This is a genomic window from Pandoraea anapnoica (genome assembly GCF_902459765.1).
GTDB classification, from domain to species: Bacteria; Pseudomonadota; Gammaproteobacteria; order Burkholderiales; family Burkholderiaceae; genus Pandoraea; species Pandoraea anapnoica.
The window spans coordinates 341,381-361,351 of sequence record NZ_CABPSP010000002.1 but is presented as its reverse complement, the minus strand read 5'-3'; the positions used below and the strand labels follow the sequence as shown (position 1 = coordinate 361,351).

Annotated in this window: 13 protein-coding genes; 10 read left to right on the top strand and 3 right to left on the bottom strand. The window is 63.1% G+C overall.

The features are described from left to right. Window positions 1–5 precede the first annotated feature (5 nt). The gene (locus PAN31117_RS04700; protein ID WP_150737181.1) at window positions 6–188 is read right to left on the bottom strand and encodes a hypothetical protein; all 183 of its coding nucleotides are present in this window, start codon (window positions 186–188) and stop codon (window positions 6–8) included. A gap of 203 nt (window positions 189–391) precedes the next feature. On the opposite strand from PAN31117_RS04700, the gene phaC reads away from it, so the two are divergent. The 9 genes from phaC (at window position 392) to PAN31117_RS27785 (ending at window position 11,687) form a co-directional block, all read left to right on the top strand. Continuing rightward, entirely contained in the window at window positions 392–2,242 is a 1,851-nt protein-coding gene (phaC, locus tag PAN31117_RS04695; RefSeq protein WP_370855725.1) for a class I poly(R)-hydroxyalkanoic acid synthase, read from the top strand. A 51-nt stretch (window positions 2,243–2,293) separates the two neighbouring features. Beyond that, the gene (locus tag PAN31117_RS04690; protein ID WP_046292248.1) at window positions 2,294–3,475 is read left to right on the top strand and encodes an acetyl-CoA C-acetyltransferase; all 1,182 of its coding nucleotides are present in this window, start codon (window positions 2,294–2,296) and stop codon (window positions 3,473–3,475) included. A 198-nt stretch (window positions 3,476–3,673) separates the two neighbouring features. After that, window positions 3,674–4,414: a 3-ketoacyl-ACP reductase gene (locus tag PAN31117_RS04685; protein WP_039397856.1), complete on the top strand. Its 741-nt coding sequence runs from the start codon at window positions 3,674–3,676 to the stop codon at window positions 4,412–4,414. Between the two features lie 163 nt (window positions 4,415–4,577). Continuing rightward, on the top strand, window positions 4,578–5,165 hold the full coding sequence (gene phaR, locus PAN31117_RS04680) for a polyhydroxyalkanoate synthesis repressor PhaR (RefSeq protein ID WP_044456077.1): 588 nt from the start codon (window positions 4,578–4,580) through the stop codon (window positions 5,163–5,165). A 273-nt stretch (window positions 5,166–5,438) separates the two neighbouring features. Beyond that, window positions 5,439–6,806 (top strand): 30S ribosomal protein S12 methylthiotransferase RimO, encoded by a 1,368-nt coding sequence (gene rimO, locus PAN31117_RS04675; RefSeq protein WP_150737180.1) that lies wholly within the window; start codon window positions 5,439–5,441, stop codon window positions 6,804–6,806. Next, the gene (locus PAN31117_RS04670; RefSeq protein ID WP_150737179.1) at window positions 6,806–7,759 is read left to right on the top strand and encodes a sugar kinase; all 954 of its coding nucleotides are present in this window, start codon (window positions 6,806–6,808) and stop codon (window positions 7,757–7,759) included. Before rimO ends, PAN31117_RS04670 begins: the two co-directional genes overlap by 1 nt. 135 nt (window positions 7,760–7,894) lie before the next feature. Continuing rightward, complete coding sequence (gene bktB, locus PAN31117_RS04665; RefSeq protein ID WP_150662997.1) at window positions 7,895–9,076, top strand: beta-ketothiolase BktB; 1,182 nt, start codon at window positions 7,895–7,897, stop codon at window positions 9,074–9,076. Between the two features lie 52 nt (window positions 9,077–9,128). Beyond that, window positions 9,129–10,346: a cystathionine beta-lyase gene (locus PAN31117_RS04660; RefSeq protein ID WP_150737178.1), complete on the top strand. Its 1,218-nt coding sequence runs from the start codon at window positions 9,129–9,131 to the stop codon at window positions 10,344–10,346. A gap of 90 nt (window positions 10,347–10,436) precedes the next feature. Further along, the gene (locus PAN31117_RS27785; protein WP_370855724.1) at window positions 10,437–11,687 is read left to right on the top strand and encodes an OspG family effector kinase; all 1,251 of its coding nucleotides are present in this window, start codon (window positions 10,437–10,439) and stop codon (window positions 11,685–11,687) included. 17 nt (window positions 11,688–11,704) lie between these two features. On the opposite strand, the gene serB is transcribed toward PAN31117_RS27785, so the two are convergent. Next, window positions 11,705–12,469: a phosphoserine phosphatase SerB gene (gene serB, locus PAN31117_RS04650; RefSeq protein WP_150737331.1), complete on the bottom strand. Its 765-nt coding sequence runs from the start codon at window positions 12,467–12,469 to the stop codon at window positions 11,705–11,707. A 351-nt stretch (window positions 12,470–12,820) separates the two neighbouring features. On the opposite strand from serB, the gene PAN31117_RS04645 reads away from it, so the two are divergent. Continuing rightward, entirely contained in the window at window positions 12,821–18,925 is a 6,105-nt protein-coding gene (locus PAN31117_RS04645; protein ID WP_150737176.1) for a hypothetical protein, read from the top strand. A gap of 47 nt (window positions 18,926–18,972) precedes the next feature. Here PAN31117_RS04645 and PAN31117_RS04640 read toward each other — a convergent pair whose 3' ends face one another. Next, a complete protein-coding gene (locus PAN31117_RS04640; RefSeq protein WP_150737175.1) occupies window positions 18,973–19,962 on the bottom strand; it encodes a GlxA family transcriptional regulator in 990 nt (329 codons plus the stop codon). Between the last annotated feature and the right edge of the window lie 9 nt (window positions 19,963–19,971).

Genomic DNA, 19,971 nt, shown 5'->3' with positions numbered 1-19,971 from the left:
GACGGTTATTCTGCGTCATCGTGTCGCAGCGCGCGTGTACGCCGCGCGCGGCTTCCCGCGATGTACAGGATGAGGAGCGCCGGCCCGATACCGCCGAACAGGAAGATGGCGATGCCCAGCCACGCAGACGGCGCGGTGATAGCGACCATGCCAATGACGTAGAGCCAGCCGAGAAGAACAATGATCATCGGGACAAGTCGGGGCAAACGCGCATTCAAAAATGGGTGGGGCGACGGGACAATGCACTCAGGACGTTCGCCGCAAAGATTGACACGCCTGCGCGCGCACGCAAGAATGCTTCACAGGCGGGGCGCATTGCTCATAAAGTGAAGCACGCCGCCGCGTTTCGGGCGTCGGCCCTGAACGCAACGGACGTGACACTCAGGCTACCATGAATCGCGCCAGTGCCAACTTCGATCCGGCCTCGTTTGCCGCCTCGTTTGCCCAGCAGTTTCCCTCCGCTTCGCTCTCCGCTCAGGACATGTCGCAGTGGTTCAAGGCCGCCCAACAACTGTTCGGCGCGTTGCCGGGATCTGCTGGCCCGTCACCTTTTGCTGCGAATGGTGCAGCGGCTGCCGCGAACCCGTTCGCGGGGCTTTTCGAACTTTTCGGTAAGTCAGGCGCCATGCCGCAGCCGACGTCGCTGCACGTCGATCCTGCGCGACTGAACGAGCTTCAGTCGGAATACGCGCGCGAATTTGCCGAGCTCGTTGCCAGTTTCAATCAACCCGGTCTCGATATCGCCCCCGCACTCGGCGATCGTCGCTTTGCCGGAGAGGGCTGGCGCAATCCGTTCTACGCGTTGCCCGCCGCGCTCTATCTGCTCAACGGCCGCTTCCTGATGCGTATGGCTGAACTGGTCGACGCCGATGCAAAGACGCGCGAGCGGATTCGCTTCGCCGTCGAGCAATGGGTCGCCGCAAGCTCGCCCGCGAATTTCATCGCCACCAATCCCGATGCGCAGCAGCGCCTCGTGCAGACGCACGGCGACAGCCTGCTCGCGGGCATGCAGCATCTGCTGGTCGATATGGGCAAGGGCAAGGTGTCGCAGACCGACGAGGCGGCCTTCGAAGTCGGACGCAATGTCGCGACGACCGAAGGCGCTGTAGTCTTCGAGAACGACCTGATCCAGCTCATTCAGTACAAGGCGCTAACGCCGACGGTGCACCAACGCCCGTTGCTGATCGTGCCGCCTTGCATCAACAAGTTCTACATCCTCGATCTTCAGCCCGAGAATTCGCTGGTACGTTACGCCGTCGAGCAGGGGCACACGGTGTTCGTCGTGTCTTGGCGCAACCCGGATGCGTCGCTGGCCCACAAGACCTGGGACGACTACGTTGGCGAAGGCCCGATTGCCGCCATCGACGTGGTGCGCGACATCAGCGGTCAGTCGCAGATCAACGCGCTCGGCTTCTGCGTGGGCGGCACGTTGCTGGCCGCCGCACTCGCCGTGCTCGCGGCCAAGGGGCAGACGGGACGCAAATCGCCGGTCGCGAGCGTAACGTTGCTCACCACGCTGCTGGACTTTTCCGATACCGGCGTACTCGATGTCTTCGTCGACGAGCCGCATGTCCAGTTCCGCGAACAGACGATCGGTGGTGGTCTCGGCCAGCCGCCCGGACTGATGCGCGGCGTCGAACTTGCCAACACGTTTTCGTTCCTGCGTCCGAACGATCTGGTCTGGAATTACGTCGTCGACAGCTATCTGAAAGGCAATGCGCCGCAGCCGTTCGACCTGCTTTACTGGAATGGCGACGGCACGAACCTGCCGGGGCCGATGTTCTGCTGGTATCTGCGTCACCTTTATTTGCAGAACGAACTGAAACAACCCGGTGCGATCCAGACCTGCGGCGTGCCCGTCGATCTGGGTGCCATCGAGGCACCGGCGTACGTGTTCGGCTCGCGCGAAGATCACATCGTGCCGTGGACGTCGGCGTTCCGCTCGTTGCCGTTGCTCGGCGGTGAGCGCCGCTTCGTGCTGGGCGCATCGGGGCACATTGCGGGAGTGGTCAATCCGCCGGTGAAGAAGAAACGCAGCTATTGGCGCAACGACGATGTCGGTGTCGATGCGAGCGACTGGCTGGCCGGAGCCACCGAGCATCCGGGAAGCTGGTGGACCGACTGGAGCGATTGGCTCGCAGGCTACGCCGGCAAACGCGTCAAAGCGCAAAATGCGTATGGTAATGTTGCTTATGCACCCATTGAACCGGCGCCCGGGCGTTACGTGAAGGCGAAAGCCTGAGCGGACGGGCATCCCCCCTGGTTCGAACCCATTGAAAAAGAGGAATGAGACATGTCGGATATCGTGATTGTGTCGGCTGCCCGTACGGCGGTCGGTAAGTTTGGCGGCTCGCTGGCCAAGGTGGCTGCCCCGGATCTGGGGGCGATCGTGATCGACGAAGTCCTCAAGCGCGCGAAGCTCAAGGGCGAGGACATCAGCGAAGTCATCATGGGTCAGGTGCTGACCGCCGGCTCGGGCCAGAACGTGGCGCGTCAGGCGTCGATCAAAGCCGGCCTGCCGGCGATGGTGCCCGCCATGACCATCAACAAGGTGTGCGGCTCGGGCCTGAAGGCCGTGATGCTCGCCGCCAACGCGATCACCGCCGGTGAAGCAGATATCGTCGTGGCAGGCGGTCAGGAAAACATGAGCGCCGCACCGCACGTGCTGCCGGGTTCGCGCGACGGATTCCGCATGGGCGATGCGAAGCTGATCGACACGATGATCGTCGACGGCCTGTGGGACGTGTACAACCAGTACCACATGGGGATCACGGCCGAGAACGTGGCCAAGGAATACGGCATCACGCGGGAAATGCAGGACGCCTTCGCCGCCGCCTCGCAGAACAAGGCGGAAGCCGCGCAAAAGGCCGGCCGTTTCGACGCCGAAATCGTGCCGGTCTCGATTCCGCAGCGCAAGGGCGATCCGGTCGTCTTCAACACCGATGAGTTCGTGCGTCACGGCGTGACGGCGGAATCGCTGGCCGGTCTGAAGCCCGCCTTCTCGAAGGACGGCACGGTGACGGCCGCCAACGCGTCGGGTATCAACGACGGCGCAGCTGCGGTGGTCGTGATGTCGGCCAAGCGTGCCGAGCAACTGGGCCTCACGCCGCTCGCGCGCATCGTCGCGTACGCGAACGCGGGCGTCGATCCGTCGGTCATGGGCATTGGCCCGGTGCCGGCATCGCAGCGCTGCCTCGCCCGTGCGGGCTGGAAGGCGAGCGATCTGGATCTGATGGAAATCAACGAAGCCTTCGCTGCACAAGCGCTGGCGGTGAATAAGCAGATGGGCTGGGATACGTCGAAGATCAACGTGAACGGCGGCGCTATCGCCATCGGTCACCCGATCGGTGCGTCGGGCTGCCGTATTCTCGTCACGCTGCTGCACGAAATGGCGCGTCGCGATGCCCGTCGCGGTCTGGCCTCGCTGTGCATCGGCGGTGGCATGGGTGTGGCGCTGGCGGTGGAGCGCGTCTGACGTTCCAGGATTGACGCACGCAAGCGTGAGTCTTACGAGCCGCAGAAGAATCGGTGTCGCCCGTGTGTGCAACGCGCACGGGGTCGCACCGAAGTAGTCAGGAGACGAAAGGCACGCGTGGGAACGCGCGGCCTGCGCGTCGGTCAATTGGCAGTCGCAACAGGCGGCAGTTTGCCGTTATTTTGGGGGAAGCGTTCCATGACTCAACGCATTGCATATGTGACAGGCGGGATGGGCGGTATCGGTACGTCTATTTGCCAGCGGCTGTACAAAGATGGCTTCAAGGTGGTGGCCGGTTGCGGTCCGAACTCGCCGCGCCGCGTGAAGTGGCTGGAAGATCAGAAGGCGTTGGGTTTCGATTTTGTCGCCTCCGAAGGCAACGTCGGCGATTGGGAGTCCACGAAGGCGGCGTTCGACAAGGTCAAGTCGGAAGTCGGTGAAGTCGACGTGCTGGTGAACAATGCCGGCATCACGCGCGACACGGTGTTTCGCAAGATGACCCGTGAAGACTGGGACGCTGTGATCGACACCAACCTCACGAGCCTGTTCAACGTCACGAAGCAGGTGATCGAAGGGATGTGCGAGCGCGGCTGGGGCCGCATCATCAACATCTCGTCGGTGAACGGTCAGAAGGGGCAGTTCGGTCAGACGAATTACGCGACGGCTAAGGCGGGTATTCACGGCTTTACCATGTCGCTGGCGCAGGAAGTGGCGACCAAGGGCGTGACGGTCAATACCGTGTCGCCGGGCTACATCGGCACGGACATGGTGCGCTCGATCCGTCAGGACGTGCTCGACAAGATCGTGGCGACGATTCCGGTCAAGCGTCTGGGCGAGCCGGGTGAGATCGGTTCGATCGTCGCGTGGCTGGCCTCGGACGATTCGGGCTTTTCGACGGGCGCAGACTTCTCGCTCAACGGCGGCCTGCACATGGGCTAAGCGGTGACGGGGCGCATGGCCACTGCGGGCCGCAGCAGGTACAGCGCCTCGAATCGGGTTAGGGCTTTGCCGCATAGCAGCAAACGCCCTAGAATCGATAATATGTGATTAACCCCGACCGCCGGTCGGGGTAGTCCTTCAAAAAACGCAGGAAACCCACCGCATGACCGCGAGCAAGAAGACTGACGAACGCCTGATCAAAAAGTATCCGAACCGGCGTCTGTACGATACCCAAACCAGTACGTACATCACCCTTGCCGATGTGAAGCAACTGGTGCTCGAGACCGAGGAGTTCAAGGTTGTCGACGCCAAGACGGGCGAGGACCTGACCCGCAGCATCCTGCTGCAGATCATTCTGGAAGAAGAGACCGGCGGCGTGCCGATGTTCTCGAGCGCCATGCTGGCCCAGATCATCCGCTTCTACGGCCATGCGCTGCAGGGGATGATGGGCACGTACCTCGAGAAGAATATCCAGACGTTCATCGAGATTCAGAACAAGCTGGCCGATCAGTCGAAGGGCATCTACGAAGGTGCGGCCTTCAACCCTGACGTCTGGGCGCAATTCATGAACATGCAGGCGCCGATGATGCAGGGCATGATGACCAACTACATCGAACAGTCGAAGAACCTGTTTGTGCAGATGCAGGAGCAGATGCAGAGCCAGGCGAAGAACATGTTCAGCACGTTCCCCTTCCCGGGTGGTCCAGGTGCGCCGGGCGCGCCGGGCCGGGACCCGAACAAGAAGCCCTGAACGAGGCTTTCTGACGACGGACATCGGCTCGCATCGATAGATAGCGGCCGGTGCCCGCGAACGCGGTAGTGTGGCGTGGGGCGCACACTGCCGACGATTTGACCCGATCGGCTGCGCTGCGGCGCAATAGTTGGAACGAACCGCAGACGATCAGGGTAAAATGCGCGGTTATTCAGCCGGTTACGTCACAACACACGTAGAAGACGCGTGACGCCAGAGGCGTCGCGTACCGGTCGACCGTTACAAGCATCTACTACATCAGGATTTCGCCCCATGTCCCGCCCATCGCCCGCCGGCACCCCCAAGGTCGGCTTCGTTTCGCTCGGCTGCCCCAAGGCTTTGGTCGACTCCGAGCAGATCCTGACCCAACTTCGCGCCGAAGGCTACGACATCGCCGGCACCTATGACGGCGCCGATCTCGTCGTGGTCAATACCTGTGGCTTCATCGACGACGCCGTACAGGAGAGTCTCGACGCCATCGGCGAAGCGCTGGCCGAGAACGGCAAGGTGATCGTCACAGGCTGTCTGGGCGCGAAGAAGGACGCCGCCGGTCAGGACATCGTGAGTGCCGTGCACCCGAAGGTGCTCGCCGTCACCGGCCCGCACGCCGTGGGTGAAGTGATGAGCGCGGTGCACACGCACCTGCCCAAGCCACACGATCCGTTCACCGATCTCGTCCCGCCTGCTGGCATCAAGCTCACGCCGCGTCACTACGCGTATCTGAAGATTTCCGAAGGCTGCAACCATCGCTGCACGTTCTGCATCATCCCGTCGATGCGTGGCGATCTCGATTCGCGCCCGGTCGCGGAAGTGATGCTCGAAGCCGAGAATCTGTTCAAGGCAGGCGTCAAGGAACTGCTGGTGATCTCGCAGGACACCAGTGCGTACGGCGTCGACGTGAAGTACCGTACTGGCTTCTGGGCGGGTCGTCCGCTCAAGACGCGCATGACCGAACTGGTGACGGCGCTGGGCGAGCTGGCCAAGCAATACGGCGCATGGGTGCGTCTGCACTACGTCTACCCGTATCCGCATGTCGATGAGATCATTCCGCTGATGGCCGAAGGCCACATCCTCCCGTATCTCGACGTGCCGCTGCAACACGCACACCCGGACGTGCTCAAGCGCATGAAGCGTCCGGCCTCGGGCGAGAAGAATCTGGAGCGCATTCAGGCCTGGCGCAAAATGTGCCCGGATCTGACGATCCGCAGCACATTCATTGCGGGTTTCCCGGGCGAGACCGAAGCCGAATTCGAATACATGCTGGACTTCCTGCGCGAAGCCGAACTCGACCGCGTGGGCTGCTTCGCCTATTCGCCGGTCGAAGGTGCGCGCGCCAACGAACTGCCGGGCGCGTTGCCGGACGAAGTGCGCGAGGAGCGCCGTGCGCGCTTTATGGAGGTGGCCGAGGAGATTTCGGCCGAGCGTCAGCAGCGCAAGATCGGCAAGACGATTCAGGTGATCGTCGACGAAATCAATCAGGACGGCGGCGTCGCCCGCTCGGCTGCCGATGCACCGGAAATCGACGGCCTCGTGTACATCGAGCCGACGGCCAAGGCCGCGAAACGCCTCAAGGTCGGTGAGTTCGTGAACGTCGAAGTCACCGGAGCCGATGGCCACGATCTGTGGGGCGAGGTGGTCTGATGACGCAACAGGATTCGCAACCGATACAAACGAAGCAAACGCCGCAAGTGCTCGCGATGGGCGAAGCGATGGTCGAGTTCAACCAGTCGCCCGACGACGCCCGTCGCTATCTGCAAGGTTTCGGCGGCGACACGTCCAACTTCGCCATTGCCGCGCGCCGTCAGGGCGTGAGCACGGGTTTCGTGAGCGCCGTGGGCGACGACCTCTTTGGACGCATGCTGCTCGATCTGTGGCGCGACGAACAGGTGGATACGCGCTACGTCCGCGTGGACGGCCAGTCGCCGACCGGCGTCTATTTTGTATCGCACGACGAGAACGGTCACCACTTCGACTATCTGCGCGCGGGTTCCGCGGCGAGCCGCTATCGCGCGCAGGATCTGCCGGGCGAGGCACTGGCGGGCGCACAGTTTCTGCATCTGTCGGGCATCAGCCTGGCGATCAGCGTGAACGCCTGCGACGCCGCCTTCGACGCCATGTCGAAGATTCGCGCTGCGGGTGGCAAAGTGTCGTTCGACACGAATCTGCGTCTCAAGCTGTGGCCGCTCGCCCGCGCGCGCGCCACGATGCGTGAAGCGTTCAGCCTGACCGACGTCTGCCTGCCGAGCTGGGACGATGTCACGGCGGTGACCGGTCTGGAAGATCGCGACGCGATTCTCGACGAACTGCTCTCCCACGGTGTGAAGGTCGTGGCGCTCAAGCTTGGGCGTGAGGGTTGCTACGTTGCCACCCCGCAGGAGCGTCGCATCGTCGCACCGTACCCGGTGCAGGCCATCGACGCCACCGGCGCGGGCGATTGCTTCGGCGGCGCTTTCGTCGCGCGTCTGGCGTTGGGCGACGATCCGTTCGCCGCTGCGCGTTACGCTAATGTCTGCGCGGCACTCTCGACGACCGGTTACGGTGCGGTTGCGCCGGTGCCGAGCGCCGAGCAGGTGCTGAAGCAACTGGCGAGCTAAACGGCGCATCCGTTGAAGGACGGGGCAGCGCGGTGCATGCGCTGTCACCGAAGTTTCCCTCCAATGCGCCTGCCATCGCGGTAACCCCTACGGCGCTATACTCGTTGCAAACCTATATCCACCCGGAGAAGAGACATGCAACGAGAGGTCGTGATCGTCAGCGGCGTACGTACCGCGATTGGTGATTTTGGCGGCAGCCTGAAGGATTTCGCGCCGACGCAGCTCGGCGCCATCGTCGCACGCGAGGCCATGGCCCGAGCGCAGGTCGGCGGTGAAGACGTCGGACACGTCGTGTTCGGCAACGTCATCCACACAGAACCCAAAGACATGTATCTGGCACGCGTGGCTTCCATCGAAGCCGGCGTGAGCCAGCACGCGCCCGCGATGACCGTGAACCGTCTATGCGGCTCCGGCCTGCAAGCGGTGGTCTCGGCGGCACAATCGATCCTGCTGGGCGACACCGATGTGGCGATGGCTGGCGGCGCGGAGAGCATGAGCCGTGCGCCGTACGTGATGCCCGGCGCACGTTGGGGGACGCGCATGGGCGAGTCGCGTCTCGTCGACATGATGCTGGGCGCGTTGCACGATCCGTTCGCGAACATCCACATGGGGGTGACGGCGGAGAACATCGCGAAGAAATGGGGCATTACGCGCGACGATCAGGACCGTCTCGCAGTGGAATCGCATCAGCGCGCCGCACGTGCCATGGCGGCGGGCTACTTCAACGATCAGATCGTGCCGATCACGCTGAAGTCGAAGAAGGGCGATGTCGCATTCACGACCGACGAGCATGTGCGGGCGGACGTCACGATGGCCGATATGGCGAAGCTGCGTCCCGTGTTCGAGAAAGACGGCACCGTTACTGCTGGCAACGCGTCCGGTCTGAACGATGCGGCCGCCGCGCTCATTCTGATGGAGCGCGCCGAGGCCGAGCGACGCGGTGCGAAGCCGCTCGCGCGTCTGGTGAGCTACGCGCACGCGGGTGTCGATCCGAACTACATGGGTATCGGTCCGGTGCCCGCATCGCGCAAGGCGCTGGAGCGCGCCGGACTGAAGGTCGACGACATCGACGTGGTGGAAGCCAACGAGGCCTTCGCGGCGCAGGCTTGCGCGGTCACGCGCGATCTCGGCTTCGATCCGGCCAAAGTGAACCCGAACGGCTCGGGCATTTCGCTGGGCCACCCGATCGGCGCGACGGGGGCGCTCATCACCGTCAAGGCACTGCACGAGTTGCAGCGCATCGGCGGCCGGTACGCGCTGGTGACCATGTGTATCGGCGGCGGACAGGGCATTGCGGCCGTGTTCGAGCGCGTGTAAGTTACTCCCGGGGGCCGGCGGTGTTGCCGGCCCGAGTTTTTCCGGAGCCGTGATGACGCAAGACAACCGCAAGCCCCTCGACAAGCCGGAAGCCAACGGCTGGCACTGGCAAACCAATATTCTGCACACCGACACACAACTGCCCGCCGGTTTCTCGGCCATGCCGGTGCCGGTGGCACGTGCATCGACGGTGGTCTTTCCCGATCTCGCGGCCATGCGCTCGCTGGACTGGAAGAACGACAGCCAGTGGCGCTACGGTCTGCACGCCACGCCCACGTCGATGGAGTTGATGCGACGTCTGGCGGCGCTCGAAGGCGGTAAGCACTGCCTGCTGTTCCCTTCGGGGCTGTCCGCTATCTCCAATGTGTACTTCGGGCTCATCAAGAGCGGCGACGATGTGCTGATTCCCGACAACGCCTACGGTCCGAATCGCGATCACGGCGACTGGCTGGCGCAGGCGTGGGGGATCACGGTGCGCTACTACGATCCGATGATCGGCGACGGCATCGGTGCGCTGATTCAGCCGAACACGAAGCTGATCTGGCTGGAAGCGCCGGGTTCGGTGACGATGGAGGTGCCGGACATTCCCGCCATCGCACGCGTGGCGCGTGAGCGCGGAGTGCTCACTGCCATCGACAATACCTACTCGGCCGGGCTGGCATTCCGTCCGTTCGATCATGGTGTGGACATCTCGGTGCAGGCGCTGACCAAGTATCAGTCGGGCGGTAGCGACATTCTGATGGGCGGCGTCGTGACCATCGACGACGACATTCACCATCGTCTGAAGCAAGCGCGTATGCGCCTGGGCGTCGGGGTATCGGCCGACGATTGCAGTCTCGTACTGCGCAGTCTCGGTAACCTGCAATTGCGTTTCGAAGCGCACGACCGGTCCGCCATGACGCTGGCCACGTGGCTGGGCACGCGTCACGAGATCGCCGCCGTGCTGCATCCCGCATTCGAAGACTGTCCGGGCCATCAGAATTTCCGTCGCGACTTTACAGGCGCAGGTGGCTTGTTCTCGGTCGTGTTCGACGAGCGCTATTCGCAAGCGCAGATCGACGCCTTCATCGAAGGGCTGCGTCTGTTCAAGATCGGTTTCAGCTGGGGCGGGGCCCACAGTCTGGCGCTGCCGTATCGCGTGCCGTCCATGCGCACAGCCACGCCATGGCCGCATAAGGGCGGTCTGGTGCGCTTCTATGTGGGACTGGAAGACGTGCGCGATCTGCAAGCCGATATCGAGGCGAGTCTGAAGGCGCACCTCGTCGCTTGATTGCGGACAGCGATCGGATGCAAAGGGAGAGACGAGGGAGTGCGGTAGCACGTGGGCGGTGGGCGATGTTCGCAAGCCGCCCCTGCGCAAATGAGGGATGCTCATTGTCCCTTATCAACAGGCAAGCGGCGGGCGACACGGCACACACGCGTGTACCAATCCCGCTGCACCACGATGACGACTCCCTCGCTGCAATCCATTCACTATCCGGTCGTCTTCACAGAGTCGTCATGCGAGCCGGCGAAATCCCAAACGCCTTGCAGGTTCGAACTACCGGACGGCGTGCGCGAATCACGGACGCTCGATGACATCCTGGGTCCGACGTCTGAGCGCGGCTCTCATGGGGAGGGCGACGCTGGGGCGGTATTCGATGATCCTCAGAACCCCGGATTTGTCATCAAGGTCTCACATGCCGAGACGAACGACGTAGACGCCGAGTTTGCGGCTGTGCAATGGAGCGCGGAAAAGTGGATGCGGTTCTACGGCCACTGCAGCGCGGAACCGTTCGTCACTGCGGATCATCGTGTTTGCGTGCGGCTGAACAAGGTTCCGGGCCGTCCCATGCGCACAATCTGGCCATCCGAGTACGGCACGTCCAAGCACGACATCATGCTCTCCATCGACTTGCTGCAAGGGCGACTCGTCGATGTCGGCCTTCGGCACGAGGATATTTCCACCAGCAACGTGCATTTCGACCCGGAAACGAACTGCTTCTGGCCGACCGATTTCGACACTGCGTCGACGTTCACATCCTCTGCGATGACGCCGGAGGCGCCGTCGCCCGGTCCGCTGGCGTCTGACCATACGGTGTTTTCATCGCTACGCAAGCGCGTGTCCGCACTCATGGACAGCCACGCCCCGGAGGTTGTCGAAACGTATTCCGTGCTTTCCGAACTCGTTGGTCAGGACGCCGTCGTCGACCACGCCTGGCGATGCGGACAGATCTTTCCCGATTCGGAAGACGATACGCGCGTGTACAAGCCGCTTTTCAAGTTCGAGTTTGACGATTTCGCGCCGGGCGTCGAAACGGGGCCGAAGGAATTGTCGCGGGCCGTCAACGAGAAGCGCATGTTCGAGCGCTACTACGGCGAGGGCTCCGCAGATTTGATACGCACGAGAAACGGCTACTACCTGCTGCGCATGAAACGGGTGCCGGGCGTGACGTTCGAGGCATCGGCACTGGCGCCGCAGGGCTATCAAGCTGCCTATCGGGTGATGCGTAAAAAGATGCTCGCCGCAGGCATCGAGCATCCAGGCCTACGACCAGAGCACTTGTGCTTCGACGCTGTGACTCAGACGCTTCATCCCGTGAGCTTTGCGTCATGCCGTCTGATCGGCTGACGCGTTCGTTCGTGCGCTCAGTCTTTACGGAACAGTGACAGCAGGCCGTCGAGCCCTGCATGGTTGAAGGCCACCGAGGCCTTCTCCCGCACCACCGGCTTCGCCCGGAACGCCACCGACAGTCCGGCAATCGCCATCATCTGAAGATCGTTCGATCCGTCGCCCATGACGATGGCCTGTTCAGGCGTCGCGCCAAACTGTGCGGCCACTTCGGCGACGGTGCGCGCCTTGACCTCAGCATTGACGATTTCCCCAAGCACGCGGCCGGTGAGCTTGCCGTCGACGATTTCCAGCGTGTTGGCGCGGGTCACGTCGAGATTCAGACGTGGCTTCAGACGATCCGTGAAGAACGTAAAGCCGCCCGAGACCAGCAGCGTGCGAATGCCCAGTGCCTGAACGCCACGTAGCATCGATTCGGCCCCCGGGGAAAGCTGCAAACGCTCCTCGTAGACTTTTTCAAGCGCACTGGCGTCAAGTCCTTTCAACAGCGCCACGCGTCGTGTCAGGCTTTCGTTAAAGTCCTTGATCTCACCGCGCATGGCGGCTTCGGTGATGGCCGAGACTTCCGCCTTCAGCCCGCAGTAGTCCGCAATTTCGTCGATGCACTCAATGGTGATGAGTGTCGAATCCATATCCATCGCAACGAGCTTGAAGTCCGTCAGCCGACGCTGGCTGTCGACGATCGCGACGTCCACGCCGTATTGCTGTGCGAGCGCGTCGATCGCGCTTCTGAGAGCTGGCGTATCGGTGACGTCCCTCACACGTGCGACCCCTTGTGCCATATCGAGAGCGCTGTGTGGCGCCAACGCCTGAATCGCCGCTTGCGGCACGGACAGAGGTGCGTCTGCCGGTTGCGTTGCTGCGCCCGAGCCGGGGTTAGCGGCCGTGTGGGGTCCCAATATGACGAGGTCGTGAGCCATCTGAAAAGGAAAGTAATCGATTGCGCAAAGATCGCGTGGAAATCGCCCGGTCTTGAGGGCGTCGCGTGCGAATGGAACCGCATTTTACCGTGTTGCGGCACTGGGAGCCGCATTTCCCAATGCGTTGAAGTTGGGCGAAAAGTGAACGCAGCGGCGTTCCCCCCGGCAGGAGTATCTGAGCGCCGTTACCGATCACCCGCCGAAGGAGAGACTGTGCCGATACTTCCACCGCTATTGTGTTTCGCACCGACTGGCTACGCGGTCACCTCGTCCAATGTGTCGCCACCTGACGACCGATCCCTGCGGGCATCGTCCGATCCGACGCTCGCGCATGAGACATCGGCCGGGGCTACCGTCGACAGCTCGCCTCAGGCAACCCCCATCGAAGCGGTGCTTCCTGAGTCGCTGGCCGGGCAGGACTGGCGAGCCCGTGTTGTCTGCGGCCTGGTGTTGCGTGCCCCCTCGCACTGGGGGCCGGTGTCCTCCGACATTGCATTTGCGCTGCTGGATCGGCGCGATGACCTGCATGACGCTGCCCGGCAATACGGACTGGCCCGGTTAGCCGGGATGATGGGGGAAGCGGGTTTCGTGCTGCACGAGGGGGAAGGGGAAGAGGCGAGAGCGCTGCTGTATGAAGACGGTCGTTTTGGCATCCGTGTACGCCGAGAGAGGCGATGGGCTTCCGGCGATATGCCGTGCGATGGTCTCTGGCATGCCGTGCTGGCGGCGGCTGTCGCGACGGAGGTGGAGAACATCGATCCGTCGCTAATATCGAAACTCCCCGGGTTGTTGGCACGCCTGGTGGCAGAGGACCCCGGCTTCGCCGTATCGCTGTGGCAGTCGTACCTCGCCGACAACTTTCCAGCCTTCACGCCGGACGCCACTGCAGCGCTGGGCGACGTAGCGTTGCGGGGCGGTTCACGGCTGGCAGTGGCTGCAGTCGCTGCGATAGGTCTTACGTACGGCTTTGCGTCAGACGTATTGCATTCGTCTGCGCTCACAGCGGGCGACGACGCGCTGCAACCTTCCACCGGACTGATCGGGGCCGAGGCGCAGGGATGCCACGGAGGGACTGGAGTGTTGGCGACCGTCGTGCCACTGGTCGGCGCGTTCGCTTGTGGCGCGCTGGAACTGGCAGCGGCGGCTCAACTGTACGCCGCCGTTCCGTCCGACCGTGCGGCAGTGGCCTTGCATCGCGCTCAGCATCTGTCTGCCTATGCGCTTTTGCTGCCTTCGTTGACGGCGGACGAGTTGCGTCTCCTGATGTCGACACTCGGCGAGACGTTTGCCGAGGTGGATGTCTTCGATGTGGCCGCGACGGTGCAATTTCGTCTCAGGGAACGACCGACGCCGATGACACCGACCGGCGTGCTTTCCAGCATCAAGTGGCAAAAGCTGCGTCGCAAGGCGCGGCAACGCGAGCAAAGTCAATTTCACTTCGAAGCACCCGGTTGGGTCAAGGCGCTCGAGTCCGCGTTGCAATTGGCGCAAGGGGCGAACTTGCTGACGCCGTTCGGGAACGTGGTGCAGGAGGCGCACGCCCAGCACCGTCGGGCGCAATGGCATGCCGAATGTGAGGCATCGGATGCCGAAGCGCTTGCGAACGCGCCACGCCGCTTGCCAGCCTTTGCGGGCAAGCCGCCATCTGTTGCGACACGCCTTGGGGGCAATGTGTCGTCGCACGTTCCGGCGGCTCTGAACAACGGTGGCCCATACGAGTGGCAACGAGACCGTGCAGTGCGACGCTTCGGTCTTGCGTCGGGCGGGAATGCGCGCCCGGATGCGGCTCATTGGCTAGTGGGGGTAGCTTCGCAAGCCGCCATGGCTTCGGTGAGTCCGAGCGCGTGGCGTCGCCAGTGGCTGCCGGTCACCGGCGTGCTGAGCTTTGGTGCGATCGCAGGCACATTCATAGCGAGCCGCTTTCGCTCGGGGGGGAGCCATCCCGAGTCGACGGCCGTCGAGGCCGACGCGCCGCGCAGGTCGCCGCGCGACCTCCGGCCCTTCCACCACCTAGCCCCGCAGCGTGAGGGGATGGAGCTGGCCCAGACCGCGGAGCCGGATACGCTGGACGACATGCTGAATCTGGTCGACGCGACCAACGCTATCGAAGCGTCTGCGAACGTGATGGAAAAGCATCGCAGCCAGGCGCAGACGGTCATCGAAAAGCAAATGGAAGCGGTACTGCGCAAGCAAGGAAAGGGGGCGACCGCCCTGGGATATCGCACGGCATTGCCGTGGAGTGCAGAAGTCGAGGTGACCTACAGCAAGGCCGGACGCTCGCCGGACACCCGAGGATTCACCTTTTCGTTCAGTGAAGAATACGAGACCAAACGTGTCACGGTGCGCGACATTGCGATAGGCGCACACTATTCGGACGAGTACGAAATTACCGGCGGATACAAGCGCGTTGCATCGCTGCATGTTCTCGATAGCGCGGCTCATAGTTTGCTGATGGCCGTGAACCAGGACGACTTCCGAACCAAACTACAGGAACGGGACGAACGGCAACTCAGTGCACTGGAAGCGTCGGGCGAATTGATGAGCGAGTACGCACGATATGTGCAGGAGGTATTCACAGGCGTGCTGTTTAACGCGACATCGTTCGATTGGGAGCGCCAGATACCCCCTGGCAGCCGGGCCGGGAGCCCCATGCTGGCACCCCATCCGCAGACCGTCGGAACACGTACGCGAGTCAGGGTCGGTCAGGGACCTGTGCGCCTGATTTCGTTCGACGGCGAGATACTGGCGGACTTGCTCTCCGTGCAACAGCCGGACGGCAATGCGGTGCTGCTGATTTCGATCAAACACGCGACGTACTTCTGGTGGTGGCCCGGTGTCGAGGCGACGCTGGCGTTTCAGGAGTTCATCAGCCTGCACATGTCGCCCATCGACTTGCAGCGATTGGAGAGCCCATTACGTAGAAGTCGCGTGAGGTATCAGATCGACCCGGGATCCGTAAAAAGTCATTGGGCGTGTGCGCCTTCCAACCGGGAAGTCGGCGGGGCGGCGGCAACGCCATCGCCTCGGGGGCCGTTCGACGCACTGTATGACGAAGTCACGCTCAAGCCTTACTTCAAGTTCGAGACCTGTCCGTCTCTGCACCGCGCCCTTTGGACTGCAAAAGTGCGCCGGGCGCATAGTGACCGCGATCTGGTGATCATCACGCAAAAGGTGCGCGACGAACGCCGTCTGAGCAGCGTCCAGCATATTGTGCTCAATTATGTGAAGCTGTTGGGGCCCGCCATGATTGCGGCCTTTAAGAGCAAGGGGCGTATCGCGAGCGCCATCATGACGCTGGCGTTCGAAGTGGGGCCGTACTTTGGCACCTACGCGTTGCTCGCCGAGCGGGCGAAGTCGGCGGATCTCGAAGAACTCAAACGCATTCATCGTGAGATGTCGGTGTCGTACGCGGTGGCCATGATGCTTCGCGCGCTGAATTCTCGCACGCTCGATGCTATCGCCGACACGATCATCGGGGATCGGGAATCGACCCGGGTCGCATCGGCGCATCTCAGCAGCTTCATGGATGCGTGGCCGCTGGTGAGTGAACAGCGCAAACAATTTGCTGACGACGTGCGCGCCATCGTCAAGGGAGAGCGTCGTGAAGGCACCCTCAACCGGCAACCGGCGTGGACCATATTCAGTGGCATCAAGGCCTATCGGAATCTGCTGACCGACGGTGCGCAAACAGAACCGATGACAGCGGACGAGCAACACGTCGACAGGTTCCTTGGGGCCGGGCGAAAGCAGGTCATGACGCAGCGTGAGCTGATGCGATTGCCCGAAGGCTACTGCGTCGCGCTCACCTATCCCGACGGCACCATGTTTTTTGCGGCGGTGACGAGCGGATCGGGCAAGCTGTTGGGGGCCGCCACCGACGACAGTGAAGGCACCATCGTGCGACGCACGGAATTGCCGATCCATCGTATGGAACGCCTTTCGCAGGATGTCATCGTCTTCCTCGACGATGGTCGCGTCATGTGCGGATCCATCGAGGCGCGCTTGTACGTCGAGCCTTTGCGTGACCGCGTGCCGCCCTGGCGGCAACCGGAGCAAAGTGCGGGCGGCATGTGGCCGCGAGTGCCGACACTTCCTCCGCCCTCCACGTCGTCACCTGCGTTGCCCGAGAGCGCGTCGAACCGCGCCGCTGTGAGCAGCGCGGGGGCACGATCCCCTGCCGGTCGTTCGAAGCGCGCGCTCGACCAATGGGGGAAATTCGTGGATGTCTGGTATGCGCGAGCCGGACGTATCGTGCCCGGCGAGTTCTTGACGGGGATGCCTGCCAACGAGGCTTCATTGCTGCTTCCTGTCGCCTCGGTGAGCCCGACACCTTCGACGCCATCGACGCCATCGACACCGATGAGCCTCGTCTCACCGAGCGTCGGTGCGTCGACGCCGTCCCTTGCGGCGATGGCGGCCTATTGGAGTGCGCCGACCTTCAGGCTCGCGTTCGCGGAGGTCGTTTCTCGCGTCACACGAGGACTGCTGCTCTGGCATTTGCAAGCGTCGCCCGTTGCCCAATCTGCGCCGACGGTGCAACACCGATTGATACTGCGCGCGCTCCAGGACGACGTGACGTTCCGGCCGGTCACGGTGAACACCGTGCGGGTACCGGGGGTAGTCGGAACCCTCGGCGACGAGGGCTGTTTACTCCTCTCGTTGACGACTTGCGAAGCGATGACGGTGAGTGCAGACGGGGAAGGCGGGGGGGCATCGACGCCGCGCGTTCCGGCAGACGCGAGCGAACCGCTACGCAGATTCGTCGGGAAGCACGTGACTGACGACACCGCCGAGCGTCTGCGTGGTCAGGCGATGAGCGTCGCGCTCGATGACGTGCAGGCGAGCGATGCGCAGCAGGACAATCGCGACACCCACCCGATCATCGACGATCTTCGCGCTCGGGTCGAACGGGCGACGCAACGCGGACACACGGTGGACGACGGAATTCTCAGACTGATGACGCATGCCGTGCGCACATTGCCGAGTGTCGACGCTGAGGCATTCACCGCTGGCATTCGGGGCGTGACCCACGAGGTGCCCCACAGAGCGTCGGATGTCGTCTATCTCAACGAGCCGGTCGATGGACCACAGATCGCCCCGAGCGTTGAGTTGGCGTATGACATCGGTACGGCGATCAGAGAGTTTGCCGACGACGTGTTCCCGCGAGCGCCATCCGACTCAAGTCTTGCCGACGCGATAGCGTTTGCAACAAGGTTTGTCGATCCGGTGCAACAGTGCCGCATTCTGGCGCGGGTGAGCAACGACGTTGCGAGCCTGATCGAGTCGGGGATGGGAGATACGGAATTCGTGACGGCGATGCTAGCCGCCGGACGCGGTTTGGGAGATGGAAAGTTTGGCGCCGCACTCGCCAGCATGTGGGAACAGGTTCCCGGGCAAATCGGCGCTTGCGGGCGACAGACGACGGTGCCGCAACTCGTGAAACTGCGCGGTACGCGCTTGCTGCAACAGGTGCCCCGGGGTCACCGTATTCTCGCGCGACCGGCGTCTGCCGACGGCGACCCCGAAGGGGGCTACGACGATATGTTGAGTCTGGGCGAGGGGCGTGTCGCCGTGGTGAGTCAGGTGGGCACCGAGCTTGCACCGCGCTTCAATCTGACGTCAGTCGATCTGACGCGCGCCGATGGCGATATTGTCTGGTCCGAAGACGCCGGTGCCTGGCGTCGCGATGGCAGGCACTTCGACTTCTGGATACAGAGTGACACACCGGGCGTCTTCGCCGAGCCGATCCAGCAAGCACTGGAGACCGGGAGCCTGAACCCTGCCGCGTTGACGGGCGCGCTGCTCGCGCATTCGAGCTTGGTGGCGTCGCAGGCCGAGCGCGCCGAGGTGAGTGGGTGGGTGCTGAGCGATACGACGACAATGCTCGAAGCGTCGGCCGAAGTATTCGACGGGTACGGGTTCGCGGACATCCGATATCGCCTGATTGTAGCCTGGTCCGAACCCGATCAGTTTAAGCCCGCGCTGTCGTTTGCCGTGGTCGGCACCGGCGTAGGAGAAATGTTCAGATCGTGGGTGACGAGTGGCTATGTCGATCGCGTCGTGGCCGATCTCATGCCGAGGCGGACCTTGGGAAATGCGCCACGGCTGACCGGCGATATCTGCGTTGCGAGTGAGGTCGATTGGGCGTACTTCTATGAAGCGCATAGCGCGACGCGTTGTATCAAGTATGTCGATTTCGACACCGCTGATGCCGCACTCGCCGCAGCGCGTACCTACACCGCTGTGCCCGGCGCGTTGCCTGGCGACTTCATACCGTCGGGCATATTGCTTCGGGTGCCTGTCTGGTCGAGCGTTTGAGCGTGAGCGCCCCCAGGGCGGGGCGGTGCGTCGCAGCGGGTGAGACGTCAGTCGGCGATTCGTCGCGCCCGGCTCGGTGGCAGCGCGTCGAACTTGTGCCACACGCGTCGCAGGTGACGGCTCGATCCGAATCCAGCACGTTGTGCAATGTGTTCCAGATCGAGATGACTGTTGCCGAGCATCTCGCGGGCGAGCGCGATGCGCAGCCGATGCAGGTAGTCGATGGGCGCGACACCCGCGTGCTCGCGAAACAGACGCGTCACGTGTCGCTCGCTGGTGCAGGCGATGTCCGCCATTGCGGCAAGGGTCCAGTCGTGTGCAGGGTCTGCGGCGACGGCGTCCTGCACACGATGCAGGGCGGGGTGCAGATGGTTGCGGCCTTCGAGCCACGGCGACAACTGGGGATCGGCACCGGCGCGCCGTGCGTACACGACCATCTGACGGGCGACGGCTGCCGCGCAGAGCGGGCTGGTCGCGTCGGCGATGAGGGTGAGCATCAGATCGAGACCGGCGGTGACGCCCGCACTCGTCCAGACGTTGCCGTCACGCACATAGAGCCGGTTGTCGGCGACGCGCGCGCCCGGTGCCAGTGAGCGAAGTTCGTCGCAACTGCCGTGGTGCGTTGTGCAGGCGAGCGTGTCGAGCAAACCCGCGCGTGCCGCAAGCAGCGAGCCTGTGCAGATGCATGCCAATTGATGCGTCGGACGGACGACCTGACGAAGCCATGCGATGGCTTGCGCTTCGGCGTCCGGCGTCGGGGTTGAAGTGCCGTCCGGCGGCACCGGGAGCGGTTTCTCCACGGTGCCGGTGACAACCAACCACGCGTTGTCCGGCACCAAAGCGGGTAGCACGTCGAGCGGCGAGAGGCGCAGGCCGATCGACGTTGCCACTGTCGGTTGCGTGCCGACGTAATGCAGCTCGAACCGAATCTCGTCCTGTTGATGATTCGCGATGCGCAAGGCTTCGGCCGGCGCGGCGATATCGAGCAGCAGCGCATTCGGCATCGCGAGAAGGTACACGGGTTGAAGTCTTGGCATTGCAGCAAC

Bases quoted from the DNA above. Each gene is read 5' to 3' on its own strand.
- PAN31117_RS04700 (WP_150737181.1), bottom strand. From the start codon at position 188: ATGATCATTGTTCTTCTCGGCTGGCTCTACGTCATTGGCATGGTCGCT.
- PAN31117_RS04660 (WP_150737178.1), top strand. From the start codon at position 9,129: ATGACGCAAGACAACCGCAAGCCCCTCGACAAGCCGGAAGCCAACGGC.
- PAN31117_RS04670 (WP_150737179.1), top strand. From the start codon at position 6,806: ATGACGCAACAGGATTCGCAACCGATACAAACGAAGCAAACGCCGCAA.
- PAN31117_RS04685 (WP_039397856.1), top strand. From the start codon at position 3,674: ATGACTCAACGCATTGCATATGTGACAGGCGGGATGGGCGGTATCGGT.
- PAN31117_RS04640 (WP_150737175.1), bottom strand. From the start codon at position 19,962: ATGCCAAGACTTCAACCCGTGTACCTTCTCGCGATGCCGAATGCGCTG.
- phaR (WP_044456077.1), top strand. From the start codon at position 4,578: ATGACCGCGAGCAAGAAGACTGACGAACGCCTGATCAAAAAGTATCCG.
- rimO (WP_150737180.1), top strand. From the start codon at position 5,439: ATGTCCCGCCCATCGCCCGCCGGCACCCCCAAGGTCGGCTTCGTTTCG.
- PAN31117_RS27785 (WP_370855724.1), top strand. From the start codon at position 10,437: ATGAGGGATGCTCATTGTCCCTTATCAACAGGCAAGCGGCGGGCGACA.
- serB (WP_150737331.1), bottom strand. From the start codon at position 12,469: ATGGCACAAGGGGTCGCACGTGTGAGGGACGTCACCGATACGCCAGCT.
- bktB (WP_150662997.1), top strand. From the start codon at position 7,895: ATGCAACGAGAGGTCGTGATCGTCAGCGGCGTACGTACCGCGATTGGT.
- phaC (WP_370855725.1), top strand. From the start codon at position 392: ATGAATCGCGCCAGTGCCAACTTCGATCCGGCCTCGTTTGCCGCCTCG.
- PAN31117_RS04690 (WP_046292248.1), top strand. From the start codon at position 2,294: ATGTCGGATATCGTGATTGTGTCGGCTGCCCGTACGGCGGTCGGTAAG.